14 protein-coding genes and 1 pseudogene are annotated in these 13,103 nt (G+C 59.0%); 10 read left to right on the top strand and 5 right to left on the bottom strand.

The genetic code is table 11. The annotated features are described in order from the left end of the window. The first annotated feature begins 18 nt into the window (after positions 1-18). Positions 19-672 carry a TetR family transcriptional regulator gene (locus tag C1896_07035; protein ID AZZ44689.1) on the top strand — a complete coding sequence of 218 codons (654 nt, stop codon included), beginning with the start codon at positions 19-21 and terminating at the stop codon, positions 670-672. A gap of 81 nt (positions 673-753) precedes the next feature. On the opposite strand, the gene C1896_07030 is transcribed toward C1896_07035, so the two are convergent. Further along, positions 754-1,962, bottom strand: coding sequence for an ammonium transporter (locus tag C1896_07030; GenBank protein ID AZZ44688.1), 1,209 nt, complete (start codon positions 1,960-1,962; stop codon positions 754-756). Positions 1,963-2,308: 346 nt separating this feature from the next. Then, complete coding sequence (locus tag C1896_07025) at positions 2,309-3,805, bottom strand: dGTPase (protein AZZ44687.1); 1,497 nt, start codon at positions 3,803-3,805, stop codon at positions 2,309-2,311. 119 nt (positions 3,806-3,924) lie between these two features. On the opposite strand from C1896_07025, the gene C1896_07020 reads away from it, so the two are divergent. The 4 genes and pseudogenes from C1896_07020 (at position 3,925) to C1896_07005 (ending at position 7,341) form a co-directional block, all read left to right on the top strand. Beyond that, a complete protein-coding gene (locus C1896_07020) occupies positions 3,925-4,113 on the top strand; it encodes a hypothetical protein (GenBank protein AZZ44686.1) in 189 nt (62 codons plus the stop codon). Between the two features lie 38 nt (positions 4,114-4,151). Then, positions 4,152-4,829, top strand: coding sequence for an MOSC domain-containing protein (locus C1896_07015; protein AZZ44685.1), 678 nt, complete (start codon positions 4,152-4,154; stop codon positions 4,827-4,829). 145 nt (positions 4,830-4,974) lie between these two features. Beyond that, positions 4,975-5,293: pseudogene (locus tag C1896_07010) on the top strand (DUF2025 domain-containing protein). A 125-nt stretch (positions 5,294-5,418) separates the two neighbouring features. Further along, positions 5,419-7,341 carry a methyl-accepting chemotaxis protein gene (locus C1896_07005; protein ID AZZ44684.1) on the top strand — a complete coding sequence of 641 codons (1,923 nt, stop codon included), beginning with the start codon at positions 5,419-5,421 and terminating at the stop codon, positions 7,339-7,341. A gap of 362 nt (positions 7,342-7,703) precedes the next feature. On the opposite strand, the gene C1896_07000 is transcribed toward C1896_07005, so the two are convergent. Further along, entirely contained in the window at positions 7,704-8,600 is an 897-nt protein-coding gene (locus C1896_07000) for an O-acetylserine/cysteine exporter (protein ID AZZ44683.1), read from the bottom strand. 215 nt (positions 8,601-8,815) lie between these two features. Here C1896_07000 and C1896_06995 point away from each other — a divergent pair, with 215 nt between their 5' ends. Both C1896_06995 and C1896_06990 read left to right on the top strand, forming a co-directional pair. Beyond that, positions 8,816-9,520, top strand: a complete 705-nt coding sequence (locus C1896_06995) for a YebC/PmpR family DNA-binding transcriptional regulator (protein ID AZZ44682.1) — start codon at positions 8,816-8,818, stop codon at positions 9,518-9,520. A 32-nt stretch (positions 9,521-9,552) separates the two neighbouring features. Beyond that, positions 9,553-9,897 carry an HNH endonuclease gene (locus C1896_06990; protein AZZ44681.1) on the top strand — a complete coding sequence of 115 codons (345 nt, stop codon included), beginning with the start codon at positions 9,553-9,555 and terminating at the stop codon, positions 9,895-9,897. Positions 9,898-9,918: 21 nt separating this feature from the next. On the opposite strand, the gene C1896_06985 is transcribed toward C1896_06990, so the two are convergent. After that, positions 9,919-10,350 (bottom strand): universal stress protein, encoded by a 432-nt coding sequence (locus C1896_06985; GenBank protein AZZ44680.1) that lies wholly within the window; start codon positions 10,348-10,350, stop codon positions 9,919-9,921. Positions 10,351-10,471: 121 nt separating this feature from the next. Here C1896_06985 and C1896_06980 point away from each other — a divergent pair, with 121 nt between their 5' ends. From C1896_06980 to C1896_06970, 3 genes are all read left to right on the top strand, one after another. After that, positions 10,472-10,915 carry a globin gene (locus C1896_06980; GenBank protein ID AZZ44679.1) on the top strand — a complete coding sequence of 148 codons (444 nt, stop codon included), beginning with the start codon at positions 10,472-10,474 and terminating at the stop codon, positions 10,913-10,915. A gap of 127 nt (positions 10,916-11,042) precedes the next feature. Continuing rightward, positions 11,043-11,591 carry a non-canonical purine NTP pyrophosphatase gene (locus C1896_06975; protein AZZ44678.1) on the top strand — a complete coding sequence of 183 codons (549 nt, stop codon included), beginning with the start codon at positions 11,043-11,045 and terminating at the stop codon, positions 11,589-11,591. 8 nt (positions 11,592-11,599) lie between these two features. Beyond that, on the top strand, positions 11,600-12,391 hold the full coding sequence (locus tag C1896_06970; GenBank protein AZZ44677.1) for a Sir2 family NAD-dependent protein deacetylase: 792 nt from the start codon (positions 11,600-11,602) through the stop codon (positions 12,389-12,391). A gap of 76 nt (positions 12,392-12,467) precedes the next feature. On the opposite strand, the gene C1896_06965 is transcribed toward C1896_06970, so the two are convergent. Then, on the bottom strand, positions 12,468-12,944 hold the full coding sequence (locus tag C1896_06965) for a hypothetical protein (GenBank protein AZZ47559.1): 477 nt from the start codon (positions 12,942-12,944) through the stop codon (positions 12,468-12,470). Positions 12,945-13,103 lie beyond the last annotated feature (159 nt).

Here is a 13,103-nt window from a genome sequence, read left to right as displayed (position 1 = left end):
CTAGTATTAAAAACGCCCATGACCGAAAGCTCACCCGTACCGTCTGGCCCAGGCCGTCCGAAGGACCCCGCCAAGCGCGAAGCGATCCTGGCGGCTGCCCAAACTCTGTTCCTCGGCAATGGCTATGAAGGCAGCAGCATGGACGCCATCGCCGCCGAAGCCGGCGTATCGAAGCTCACGCTGTACAGTCATTTCAAAGACAAGGAGGCGCTGTTCGGCGCTGCGATAAAGGCAACCTGCGAGACGCGTCTGCCGCGCCGGCTGTTCGTGCTGGAGGATGGCGGTGAGTTCCGTTCGGTCCTGCTGGATATTGCCCAGGCTTTTCACGAGCTGGTCATCAGCCCCGAATCCATCGGCCTGCACCGACTGATGGTGGCAATGGCGGCCCAGAACCCGACGCTGTCGCGGATGTTCTTCGATGCAGGCCCACAGAAGCTGTTGCTCGATCTGGAGCAGCTGCTCGACCAGGCGCACCGGTGCCAGTTGCTGGATGTGCCCGAGCCGATGCGCGCCGCGGAACATTTCTGTTCGTTGATTAAAGGCGCCGCTCATTTTCGTCTGCTGATCGGCTATGCCGAGCGACTGGACGCCGAAGATGGGAAGCGGCATGTCGAGGATTGCGTCGCCCTGTTCATGCGCGCCTATGCCCGCGAGACCGACACGGTCGATTGAATGGGCAGCTAAGGGTTCCCACTGCGGCAATCAACCCGAATCACCAAAAGCCGGCCGCATCGTCCGGCCGGCTTCCTCAAGTCAGTCGTGGCTCAACGCACCGATGCGGTGGATCGACAGGTCGGCACCGTTGAATTCTTCTTCCTGGCTCAGGCGAATGCCAACAGTGGATCTGAGCACGCCGTAGACCAGGAAGCCGCCCACGAGCGCAACCAGCACGCCCAGGCCCGTGCCTATAACTTGACTGATAAGGCTGATGCCGCCCAGTCCCCCAAGCGCATGCTGACCAAAGATCCCGCAAGCCAACCCGCCCCAAACGCCGCAGAGGCCATGCAATGGCCAGACGCCGAGCACATCGTCGATCTTCCATTTGGCCTGGGCCGCGGTGAATGCCCAGACGAACAAGGCGCCCGCTACCACACCCGTTGCCAAAGCACCGATGGGATGCATCAGGTCTGAGCCTGCGCAGACCGCTACCAGCCCAGCCAACGGCCCGTTGTGGAGAAAGCCTGGGTCGTTGCGGCCAACCGCCCATGCGGCCGCTGTTCCGCCAACCATGGCCATCAGCGAGTTGATCGCGACCAGCCCGCTGACCCCTTGAAGAGTCTGAGCACTCATCACGTTGAAGCCGAACCAGCCCACGATGAGGATCCATGATCCCAGTGCCAGGAAAGGTATGTTCGACGGGGCGAAGGCCATCAGACGGCCATCGCGGTATCGACCGTTGCGTCGACCGAGCAGAATCACCGCGCCGAAAGCGAGCCAACCCCCCATACCGTGCACCACTACCGAGCCGGCGAAATCATGGAACGGGGCACCAAACTGCGCTTCCAGCCAGGCCTGAACGCCGAAATTGCCGTTCCACATCATGCCTTCGAAGAACGGGTAGACGAACGCAACGATCAGCAAGGTAGCGCACAGTTGCGGCCCGAATTTGGCGCGCTCGGCAATGCCGCCGGAAATGATCGCAGGTATCGCTGCAGCGAACGTCAGCAAGAAGAAGAACTTGACCAGTGAATAGCCGTTTTCGGCGATAAGTTGATCCGCTGGCTGCAGAAAGGTCACGCCGTATGCGACCCAATAGCCGATAAAAAAATACGCCAATGTCGAGACGGCAAAGTCGGCGATGATTTTTGACAGGGCATTGACCTGATTTTTCAGGCGTACGGTCCCGACCTCGAGAAAGGCGAAACCGGCATGCATCGCCAGGACCATCACAGCGCCCATCAGGATGAACAGGGTATTGGCACCGTGAATCAGGACTTCTACCGCACTGCTTGGGTTATCCATCTACTACGTCCTATGGAAAGCGCACCAAAACAGCAATCCGCACCAATCAAACGCACCAACTTGCATCACGATTGGTTGAAGGCTTGCCATCAACTGTTGCGGCGGACTTTCGAGACGGCCGTCTCTCGAAAACCGAAGCGTTATTTTTCAGACACTTACGGTTAATTCCGCCTGATTTCGCAGTCGATCGTTGCGCCATTACGGGGCTACGCTCGATCCGCACGCACCAGACAAATGCAAGCGCTATACCAACGAAACGGCAGCGCGAGCAATTTTGGCGCATCGGAGGTGGGCTACAGGCAAAGCGGACGATGATGCCTGCCAGAACAGCAGGCATAGACGGACGTTATAAAGCTGAGAGCGTGCGGTATTCGTCCTGCGCCAGCTGGTCGGTCATTCCGCTGACGTAGTCCTGCAACATCCGGCAGCGGTAGTAGAACTCCCACAATGGCTGCTCTTCACTGCCTTCAGGGTGCGCTTTCAGCGACTCGTGGTAGGCCTTGATCAGTTGGCTGGGCAGGCGGCGGGCGAGCATCTGCAAGTGCGGCTCGCTGCGACAACGGCCTTCGGTCAATGCCTGGAAGGTCTCTGGTGCGACGGCCAACAGCGGCGAATAGGCATCCAGCAGTCCTTGCAGAATCCGGTAGCCCTGCAGTTGCAAGGTTTCGACTTCTCGGTGACAGAACACTCGGTCCATCGCGACATCCTTGAAGGTCTGCACGATGGCGTTGGCAAGACTTGCGTCCTCCAGCAGGGCACGATCGAGCGTGCCGTCGTAAACCGCCTCGATATGCTCGATGAACTGCTGGGCGGCGTGCTGCACCAGCGGGTGTACCAGATTCACACGCAGCCAGATGAAAAACTCGCCCACCTTGTTGATCGGTTCCTTTGCAGCACGCGCCTGGGCGTACTCGACCATGCTGCGAAAACTGCGGCCGGTGCTCGCAATCGCCTCTTCGGGCGAGCCGTGCTCGGTGAATTTGGCGATTAGCAGCTGAGACAGCTGCTCGATGGTGAAGATGCCCTTCTCTACCGAGTCTTCAATGTCTGCAAGGCAATAGGCGATGTCATCGGCTGCCTCCATGATGTACGCGACCGGGTGCCGCGTGCCAGGCAGCAACCCCAGCGCAGCCTGCAGCTCCGCAACGAAAGGCTCCTCCGACAGGTAGAAGCCTGGCTTCTTCAACAGACAGGCACCAGGTGTCCCCTTGGTCGGCTTAGGCGCGTAAGCGGCGCGCACGTATTTCAGCAGGCCCGCCGTCTGTGTGTAGGTCAGATTGAGCCGCAGCAGGCTCACCACCAACCGAATCGCTTGTGCATTGCCTTCGAACTGCTCGAGATCGATCAGCATGCGGCTGCGCAATGCGTTGTTGCCCTGCTCGTCCGGCACCGCCGCGTCGAACAGCTTTTCCAGGTGCCGCTTAAACCACTCGCCAATGGCGAACTCGCCAAAGTGCCCGAACGGTGGATTGCCGATGTCGTGCATCAGACACGTCATTTCCACCAGGCTTTCCAGCGCTCCTTCCAGCCCATCCAGGCCGTAATGCGCTGCCCGTTCACCGAGCTGCTTATACAAGGTGCGCACGATGAAACGGCCGGTCTGCTGGACCTCGAGGGAATGCGTCAAACGACTGCGCACTGCCGCATTGCGCTCCAGCGGAAAGACTTGAGTCTTCTGCTGCAGCCGGCGCACCGCAGCGGAGTTGATGATACGGCCGCGATCGCTTTCAAACTGATCAATGATCAGTGACAGCTCACCCTCTGAAGCTTTGAGACCCGATTCGACGCGTCCATAGGGTCGCTGGCGAGAAATCTTGTCCTTGAAGTTGACGGACCGCGGCATGATTCAAACTCGATTGACGACAGAACCGCGAGCCTAGCGCGGCTCGCAGGCTTTACCAAGCAATCGGGCGACAACGGGGTTGGTCGTTTAGAATCGCCCGCTCAGCTAAAGGAGCAGACATGAGCCGGTCGGAGTTTCATCAGCAACATGCCGAGCGGGCAACAGCCGAAGCGCGACGACTATTGGAACACCGAGAGATATTGGGTCCGCGCTGGCTGGCCTGGGTCGCCACCGAGCTGTATCAGCTGAAGCCGCCGGAGTTTGCCGCCATGGTGCGCCGAGAGCTGGCCCGACTCAACGAAGCTTGAAAAGCGCTTGCCCTTTTTTATCCAATCAGAGCACCGTCATGCAATGGCCGGTTGAAGGCCCCTTCCTACGCGACCAACTGCTGCGGCTGCCGGGCACCGAGAAGCTTTCGGGCATAGACAAGCAACGCGCCACGAATGACGTCTGGCTCGATCTCAACGGGCTGCAAGGTGACCGTGTCGCCGATCACCGTTTCCATGGCGGGCCGGATCGCAGCCTTTGCCATTACCCAACCGATCATTACCGACATTGGTGCAGGCTGTACCCCCACCTGCAAGCGATCGGCCCAGCCGCGTTTGGCGAGAATCTTTCAACGTTGGGCCTGGATGAACGACAGGTCTGCATCGGGGATCGCTTTCGCTGGGGTGACGCCCTGATCGAAGTCAGTCAGCCCCGCTCGCCTTGCAGCAACCTCGACCGACGACATGACGCCCGAGGCCTAGCCCGGCAACTGGCCAAAAGCGGCAGAACCGGATGGCTGTACCGAACCCTGGAACCCGGCGCCATCCGCCCTGGCGCTGATCTGCATTTGATTGATAGGCCGTGCCCGACCGCCAGCGTCTTGCGTGTCTGGCGCGGATTCATGAATGAGGACATCAGCGATACCGAACTCGCCTGGCTGGCCGGTCTGTCGCCGCTTGCAAGCGAATACCGCACGCGCTTTCGTCAACGCCTGGACAGTCGACGCAGGCAAAAGGATCAGGGTGCATTGTTCTGATGACGGCAAGCGGCGTCGTGCCGCTGTTCAGACGCAACGCTGACCGCGACAATGCGTTCCATCGAGCGACCCCAAAAGTAAGGTCGCCAAGCACATCAAACGCCTGCCCTGCGTGTAAACCACCCGAATCGATACCGAGGTTTACATGAGCATCACATCCGCCGACATCTGCCAGGCCGCCGACTGCCTGCAAGGTTTTGTGGGTTTCCACGGCAAAAGCGGCAAGCACATCGTCCGGTTCAGCGAAGACTCGTTCGGCATGGATGTCGCCGATACCAGCATCACACCGGCGAGCGAATTCGTCTGGCAGACCGTCGACAACGAGTTGATGACGCTCAAGCGCGAGCTGATCCAGTTGCTGCTGGACCAGAACATCAATGATCGGTTGGCCGTCACAGAGCCGTTACTGGCGTATGCGCAGGCGGGATTTACCCGAGATCCAGGCGCAACGTGTCAGGCAATGATGTAGCGGCCACTAACGACCGAAAACGGAGCCAAGTCATCAGACAACCTCCTCAAGTATTACCAAATCAAGCCGATGTCATTGTACGACCCATCGTCATCGGCACTGCCAGCCTGAGGAACAACAATGAAAAATCTCAAAGTCAGCTACAAGCTGGCGCTGGGCTTCGCTGCGGTATTGCTGCTCACCATCTGCGTTGCCGCTATCGGCGTGCTCAGCATGGACGCCCTGATTTCACGAAGCGATAAAGCGCAGACCGCTGAAAACCTGCTCAACGAAGCCAATCAGATCCGCTATGCGCAGGTGCGCTTCGAAGAGCGTGGCGACCAGAAGTACGTCGCTCAGGTCACCGACTCGGTGGCTAAAATCGTTCAGCTTGTAGAACAGAAAAAGGCCAGCTTTTCGGAGCCGCAGGACCGCGAGTATCTGCAAGCCATCGTCGACCAGGCTCGGGACTACCAGGCAGCATTTGAGAAGCTCGTCGCGCTGCATGCACTGAAAAAGCAGACGCGTGCCAACTGGGTCGATGCAGGCAACACCACCGACAAGCTGATTGCCAATCTGGAACAACGCTGGAACGGCGTCCAGGGCAATCCGGTCCTGCACCCGACCAGCGACATCGCCAACATTGCCCTGATGACCACCGAGCTTTCCAAGCAGAACCGCCTGCTGCGCTTCACCGTGCGCGGTTATCTGATGGAAGAATCCGAAGCCGCCCTGCAGACCCTGAGCCAGCAATTCGAGGCGTTGAACGCGGCCATTTCACCGCTGGAAGACGAGCTGATCGGCCCTCAAGCCGAAAGCCTGAAAACGCTCAAGGCCAGCGCTACCGAATACGTCGATCTGGTGAAGAAGCTGCCGCCCATCGTAGCCAGCCAACAGCAGGCGCGTCAGGACATGGAGGCCATTTTTGCCAAGCTCTACGACCAGGCCCGCAGCATCATCTCCAGCCAGACGGAGAAAAGCGCCAACGATGCCCAGACGAAGAAGATTCAGGTCATCGGCATTACCTTGGCGGCGGTTGTCCTGGGCGTCCTGATCGGCTGGCTGATCGTCCGTCAGATTACGCAGCCACTCAACCAGGCAGTGCAGATCGCCGAGCGCATCGGCGCTGGCGACATGACCGGTCAGGCTCCGGAGCCGCGCCACGACGAGTTCGGCCAATTGCTTCAGGCACTGGGCAAGACGCGCGGAAACCTGCAAACGCTGATCGGGCATATCGGCGGCATCACCACGCAGCTGGCCACTGCCTCGGAGGAATTATCTGCGGTGACCGAGCAGACCAGTGCTGGCGTCAGCAGCCAGCGCCAAGAAACCGATCAGGTCGCCACAGCCATGCATGAGATGACCGCGACGGTGCAAGAGGTCGCGCGCAATGCCGAAGAGGCCTCGAGCGCAGCCCAACGCGCCGATCAACAGGCGGCCAAAGGCAATACCGTAGTCCAGCGTGCCCTGTCGCAGATCGATCGGCTCTCTAGCGAAGTCACGCTTTCGGCTGAGGCCATGACCCAGCTAAACCAGGAAACCGACGGCATCAGTACCGTGCTGACCGTGATCAACGGCATCGCCGAGCAGACCAATCTGCTGGCGTTGAACGCCGCCATCGAGGCTGCTCGGGCGGGTGAAGCCGGCCGCGGGTTCGCGGTAGTAGCCGACGAGGTGCGCGGCCTGGCTCAGCGCACGCAGCAGTCCACCGCGCAGATCGAGGCCCTGATCGCCAACCTACAGAAAGGCGCCCGCACGGCGTCCGGAATGATGGACAGTAGCAGCACCCTGGCTCGCGATACCGTCACCCTCGCTCGAGAAGTGGGCACGGAGCTGCAAGCCATTACCGAAACTGTCTCGGTCATTCAGGCGATGAACCAGCAGATCGCCACCGCCGCCGAACAGCAGAGTTCGGTGGCCGAAGAAATCAATCGCAGCGTGCTCAGCGTGCGCGACGTGGCCGACCAATCCGCCGAAGCGGCTCGGGAGACGGCCATCTCAACTGCCCGCCTCGCTCAGCTGGGCGGTGAGCTGCAGACGCTGATCGGGCGGTTCAAGATCTGATTTTCGCTCACAAGGGTTGGTTAGCCACGCCGCTAGATGTCGCTATCCATTCCTGCATGGCAGGCGTAGGCTCTGTAAAACTATTTCGATCTTCACGCTCACGCCGAGGTGCATTGGCCACAGAGCAGACCCACGCAAGGATGCATCACTAAGCCACCCATCAGCGAGGCGACATCATGAGCAAAGGTATGGATACAAAGAAGAATGCGAAAAAGAAACCCCTCAAGACTGCGCAGGAAAAGCGCGCGGCCAAACGGGATAAAGCCAGCGGACCCGCACCTCTATTGGGCAGTCACGCTGCCCGCTAGATCATAACGCTGGTACAGCGCCCCGCCCGGACACCGTCGCGGGGCGTTTTGCTGTCAGGCCGCTGGACTGCCGAAAGCCGTGCGCAGTCGGCCAACCACCCATCCCCCGCCTACGTTGATCACCAGACCCAGCATTACCAGCAGCGCGCCAACCGCCTGGAGCAGGCCCAGGTGCTCGTCCAGCAGTACCGCGGCAGAGGTCAGCCCAACGACGGGTACGAGCAGCGAGAACGGCGCAACGGTATTGGCCGGATAGCGCGACAACAGACGACTCCAGAGTCCGTAGCCAAGAATGGTCGCGCCGAACGCTAAGTAGATCAGCACCAGCGCTGAATCCATCCCAAAGCCACGCAATGCACCCCCGATCGCTTCCGGCCCCTCCAGCACCCACGACAGCGCGAAGAACGGAATCGGTGGAATCAGGCTGCCCCACACTACCAGCCCGACCAGATTCACCTTGCCCACCTTGCGGGTAACGATATTGCCCAGTGCCCACATCGATGCCGCGCAGATGGTCAGCAGGAAACCTGCCAGCGTCATGCTGCGGTCGCCTTGCATGCCGATCAGCAGCAAACCGCCAGCGGCAATCATCAGCCCGACCAGATTGCTTGCACGGAGCCGTTCGCCAAGAAATAGCACGGCGAAGAACAGCGTGAAGAACGCCTGCGACTGCAGCACCAACGAGGCCAGGCCAGCCGGCATGCCGACCTTCATCGCAGAGAAGAGAAAGGCAAACTGACCGAGCGAGATGGTCCCGCCATAAGCCAACAACCAGCGCAGCGGCATCTGTGGCCGCTTGATGAACAACACCGCCGGAAATGCCGCGAGCAGAAAGCGCAGTGACCCCAGCAGCATCGGCGGGATGTCATCCAGGCCGACCTTGATCACGACGAAATTCATACCCCAGACGACAATCACAACCAGGGCCAGCATCAGGTCCTTCGGTGCCATGGCACAGTTCCCCAGACAAAAACGCATTAAAGCCGGCTGTGGCGACCCGGTACTCATACAGCAGGCAGGCATTTGGGCGTTACAGTCGACAGCCTTACCCGCCATACGTCCTGCCGCGGCCCTCGAGTTACGCACAGCCCGTGCCTGCTGCCGCAGCAACGGCTAGAATCGCGGTCAGTCGATCTCCAACAACCTCAGCCATCACGAGAGCATTCATGGGCGCACAGTGGAAAGCGAAACATAAGGAAGCGGCAGCCAACGCCAAAGGTCGTACCTTCGGCAAACTGTCGAAAGAAATCATGATCGCGGCGCGCAGCGGCGCCGACCCGGACATGAATCCTCGCTTGCGCCTGGTGGTAGAGCAGGCCAAGAAGGCCTCGATGCCGCGCGAGACCCTTGAGCGGGCCATCAAGAAAGGTGCGGGGCTGCTAGGTGAGAGCGTCAATTACGAGCGCACCACCTATGAAGGCTTCGCGCCGCATCAGGTTCCGGTGATCGTCGAGTGCCTGACCGACAACGTCAACCGCACCGTGGCTGAGATCCGCGTGCTGTTTCGCAAGGGCCAGCTCGGCGCCTCCGGCTCGGTCGCCTGGGACTTTGATCACTGCGGCATGATCGAAGCCGCGCCGGCGACTGCCGATGCCGATCCCGAACTGGCCGCCATCGAAGCCGGCGCGCAGGATTTCGAAGCTGCTGAAGATGGTGCCACGCTGTTCATCAGTGACGCCACGGACATGGACGTGGTCTGCCGCGCCCTGCCGGAGCAAGGCTTCACCGTACAGTCCGCACAGCTCGGCTACCGCCCGAAGAATCCCGTGACGACGCTGTCCGAAGCCGAGCTTGAGGAAGTCGAAGCCTTCCTCAGCGCCATCGACGCCCATGACGATGTGCAAAATGTCTACGTCGGCCTGGCCGGCTAACGCATATCAACCGTTGAGCTAGAGGCACAGCGATGAGTACGAACAAACCCAACACCCCCTATGCCCAGCGCGAACAGGGTTATCGTGAAAAGGCCCTGAAAATGTACCCGTGGGTCTGTGGGCGCTGTGCACGGGAGTTTTCCGGCAAGCGACTGAGCGAGCTGACGGTCCATCACAAGGACCACAATCACGACAACAACCCGGAAGATGGTTCCAACTGGGAGTTGCTCTGCCTGTACTGCCACGACAACGAGCACTCACGCTATACCGACAACCAGTATCACGCCGAAGCCCGGCCAGGGAGCGACCTGGGGCCGAAAGAGACGTTCAAGGCCTTTGCCAATCTGGCCGACTTGCTCAAGCGCAAGCCGGACTGAGGATGACAAAACAGGTGTCGGTCACTTCACCAGAAGGACCGGCACCGAGACCTCATGAACCACACGATTGGCGACCGAGCCCATCAACATGCCAGTAAAGCTGCCCAGGCCGCGGGTGCCCATCACTACGGTGTCGCAACCAAACCGTTGCACGGCATCGTTCACCTGCTCCGCCACGTTGCCCAGAATGGCGTGAGTCTGGTGCGCAATTCCCGCTGTCTTGAGTGCCGCAGCGGCTTCAGCAAGGGTTCGGTTCGACTTGTCGATAAAACTCTTGTTCAACTCATCAACCGTACCCGCAGTGACGAACTCGCCATAGAGCACCGGCTCCTGCTGCACGTTCAGCACATGCACCTCGGGCGGCTTAGGCGCATCGGTGGCGAAATCGATGATGTATTGCAAGGCCCGTTTGGCGTTGTCCGAACCGTCATAAGCGAGAAGAATGTTGCGCATAGCGAGTCTCCAACCAGTTTTGTCGACAGCATAGACCATCATCCAGGCGCGCCCGACTACCAACATCGCATCCGTTGCTCTGGATCAATCTCCACGGTCGTCGCCATTTCGAGGCCTTACCATGAATACAACCTCCAGCGTTCCGTTTGGCGTAGGCGATGCTTCGTTCCAGGCAGCGGGTGGCGAGTCTGGGCTGACACGCCTGGTCGAAGCGTTCTACCAGATCATGGACGAGCGCGAAGACGCGATCTGCGTCCGCCGCCTGTATCCACGCGACCTGATCGAATCGCGCAAGCGGCTCGCTGCCTTTCTTTGCGGCTGGTTGGGTGGCCCACGTCGCTACGCGGAACACTACGGCAGCATCAACATTCCGCAATTTCACACCCGCTGGACGGTCGGCGAAGCCGAGCGCGATGCCTGGCTCGAATGCATGGCTCTGGCGATCGCCAAGCAGGGATACTCCGAAGAATTTGCCGATTACCTGCTGGCGCAGTTGCGAATTCCTGCAAAGCGTATTCTCCAGGCAGGCCGGCACGCCTGCCCCGTACAGTCGGCTCCACTGTAACCTTGCTGTACCTCGGCTCGAGTAGCCTGGCGTCTGCACGCCGCCGAACCCCTTGCACCTAGCTGCGTCATACCTTGTGAGGCCGTTGCAAACACGGCGGCACTGAACCACGCAACCAGGGGATTCCATGAAGATCCGCTTTGCCTCGGTGAACGAGCAGAAGATTCGCGATGCAGAAGAATTTCTAGGCAAAAGCGGTATCGAGATCGTCAAATTCCCGGTGCGCATCGTTGAAACACAGACCGAGGACCTGAACCAACTGGTCAGTGACAAGCTGCTGGACGCATTCAAGCTAATTGGCAAGCCCGTGTTCGTCGAGCATTCCGGTCTGTTCATCAACAGCCTGAACGGTTTTCCTGGCGGCCTTACACAGACTTTTTGGGATCGTCTGCACGCCGTACGTTTTTCCGATCTGATTGGCAGCCTCGACGACCCATCTGCCGTGGCACGTACCTTGATCGGCTACTGCGACGGCCGCAAGCGGCACTTCTTCAAGGGCGAGGTCACAGGCAAGATCTCCCGTACTCCTGCCGGCGACCAGGGTTTCGAATGGGACAACGTGTTCGTGCCAGACGGCTATTCGTGCACCTTCGCGGAACTGGGCGGTATCCATAACGATCTTTCGATGCGCAGGCGTGCTCTGGATGCCTTCATCACGCATTTGCGAAGGGGCTGAGGTAGTTGATGCAAAAGCTTCTGGAGGCATACAAAAATAACCGCCTGATTCTCTTTGTTGGCTCGGGGGTGTCCGCCAACATCGGGCTGCCGCCATGGCGCGAGCTTATCGATGAGATCGCCGCTCAGCTCGAGTACGATCCCGACGTATTCGATACCTACGGAAACTTCCTTTCGCTTGCCGAGTACTACCGCATCAAGAAAGGCAACATCGGGCCGCTGCGCAGCTGGATGGACCGTGAATGGCACAAGAACATCGATATTCGCGACTCGGAAATACACCGGCTGATTGTCCAGGGCCGGTTTCCTGCCATTTACACCACCAACTATGATCGCTGGCTAGAGAACGCGCACGACGCTCACGGCGTCAGCTATCTGAAAATTGCCAATGCAAGCGATCTGGTCAAGGCGCGAGACGGCGTGCGACAGATCGTCAAGTTCCATGGCGACTTCGACGACGATAATTCCATCGTACTCGACGAGACTAGCTACTACGAAAGGCTGCAGTTCGAAACACCGCTGGATATCAAACTGCGCGCGGACACCTTGAGCAAGGCCGTCCTGTTTATTGGCTACAGCCTTTCCGATACGAATATCAGATTGCTGTTTTACAAGCTTTCAAAGATCTGGAACCAACACGAAACGCTCGGCGTCCGGCCGATCTCATATGTTTTCTCGCATAAACCCAACCCCGTGCAGGAAGAAATCCTCAGTCAGTGGGGCATTCGCATGATCACCTCTGAAGATGACGAACCAGGGCTGGCATTGCAGAACTTTCTGAGAGAATTGGTGGAGGGCTGAGGGAGGTTGCGCACAGTTGAATCCAGCGCAGCGCAAATAGCAAGTGCGATGCCGTTAAACATCGCACTTGTTGGCTTCAGTAGTTGTAGCCAATACCGACGCTGTAGAAGAACGCGCCGTCATCGTAACGATCCCGCGCATCGCTTCCACTTTTGAAGAGGAATTGATATTCGGCCATTGCAGTGATGAAGGTTTTGTCCTGAACCCAGTATTTAATACCGACTTCCGGCCCCCCCATAAAGGTCTCGTCAACCTCCTCGCCATAGATCCCACCAACACTCACCCCGACGAACGGACGAGTATTGCCACTACCGAAGTGATAGTCGTAGAACACACGGGTCGAACCGTCGAACTGCACGCTCTCCCCTTCCGAGTCACGGGCATTTACGGTTTGCCGAACACCCCACATGGAAGCCTCGTCCAGATATGTGCCCCAACTACCCTGTACTGAGAGCACTGTATCGTCGAAGTCCTTATCGCTGCTGCCCGCGCCACCCAGCGTGACTTCACGATCACCTGCCACCGGAGCGGCAACTGCGATGGCGGGAAGCATGGCGGCGACCAGGAGGGAAGTTTTGAAAAGTCTGTTCATGGCAACACCTCTTGTTCTTGCTAACTATGGCGGAATGCGCAACTTATTCGATGCGCATTGTTAATGACAGGAACACGTCATGACTGTTCATTTTATTTTAGGTATATAATGCAAGCACCT

The organism is Pseudomonadaceae bacterium SI-3 (genome assembly GCA_004010935.1).
Classification (GTDB): Bacteria; Pseudomonadota; Gammaproteobacteria; order Pseudomonadales; family Pseudomonadaceae; genus Stutzerimonas.
Note: the sequence above shows the minus strand (reverse complement) of the source record. Positions and strands in the feature narration are given on the sequence as shown.

Coding starts and splice junctions, on each gene's coding strand:
- C1896_07035 (AZZ44689.1), top strand. CDS start 19: ATGACCGAAAGCTCACCCGTACCGTCTGGCCCAGGCCGTCCGAAGGAC.
- C1896_07030 (AZZ44688.1), bottom strand. CDS start 1,962: ATGGATAACCCAAGCAGTGCGGTAGAAGTCCTGATTCACGGTGCCAAT.
- C1896_07025 (AZZ44687.1), bottom strand. CDS start 3,805: ATGCCGCGGTCCGTCAACTTCAAGGACAAGATTTCTCGCCAGCGACCC.
- C1896_07020 (AZZ44686.1), top strand. CDS start 3,925: ATGAGCCGGTCGGAGTTTCATCAGCAACATGCCGAGCGGGCAACAGCC.
- C1896_07015 (AZZ44685.1), top strand. CDS start 4,152: ATGCAATGGCCGGTTGAAGGCCCCTTCCTACGCGACCAACTGCTGCGG.
- C1896_07005 (AZZ44684.1), top strand. CDS start 5,419: ATGAAAAATCTCAAAGTCAGCTACAAGCTGGCGCTGGGCTTCGCTGCG.
- C1896_07000 (AZZ44683.1), bottom strand. CDS start 8,600: ATGGCACCGAAGGACCTGATGCTGGCCCTGGTTGTGATTGTCGTCTGG.
- C1896_06995 (AZZ44682.1), top strand. CDS start 8,816: ATGGGCGCACAGTGGAAAGCGAAACATAAGGAAGCGGCAGCCAACGCC.
- C1896_06990 (AZZ44681.1), top strand. CDS start 9,553: ATGAGTACGAACAAACCCAACACCCCCTATGCCCAGCGCGAACAGGGT.
- C1896_06985 (AZZ44680.1), bottom strand. CDS start 10,350: ATGCGCAACATTCTTCTCGCTTATGACGGTTCGGACAACGCCAAACGG.
- C1896_06980 (AZZ44679.1), top strand. CDS start 10,472: ATGAATACAACCTCCAGCGTTCCGTTTGGCGTAGGCGATGCTTCGTTC.
- C1896_06975 (AZZ44678.1), top strand. CDS start 11,043: ATGAAGATCCGCTTTGCCTCGGTGAACGAGCAGAAGATTCGCGATGCA.
- C1896_06970 (AZZ44677.1), top strand. CDS start 11,600: ATGCAAAAGCTTCTGGAGGCATACAAAAATAACCGCCTGATTCTCTTT.
- C1896_06965 (AZZ47559.1), bottom strand. CDS start 12,944: ATGCTTCCCGCCATCGCAGTTGCCGCTCCGGTGGCAGGTGATCGTGAA.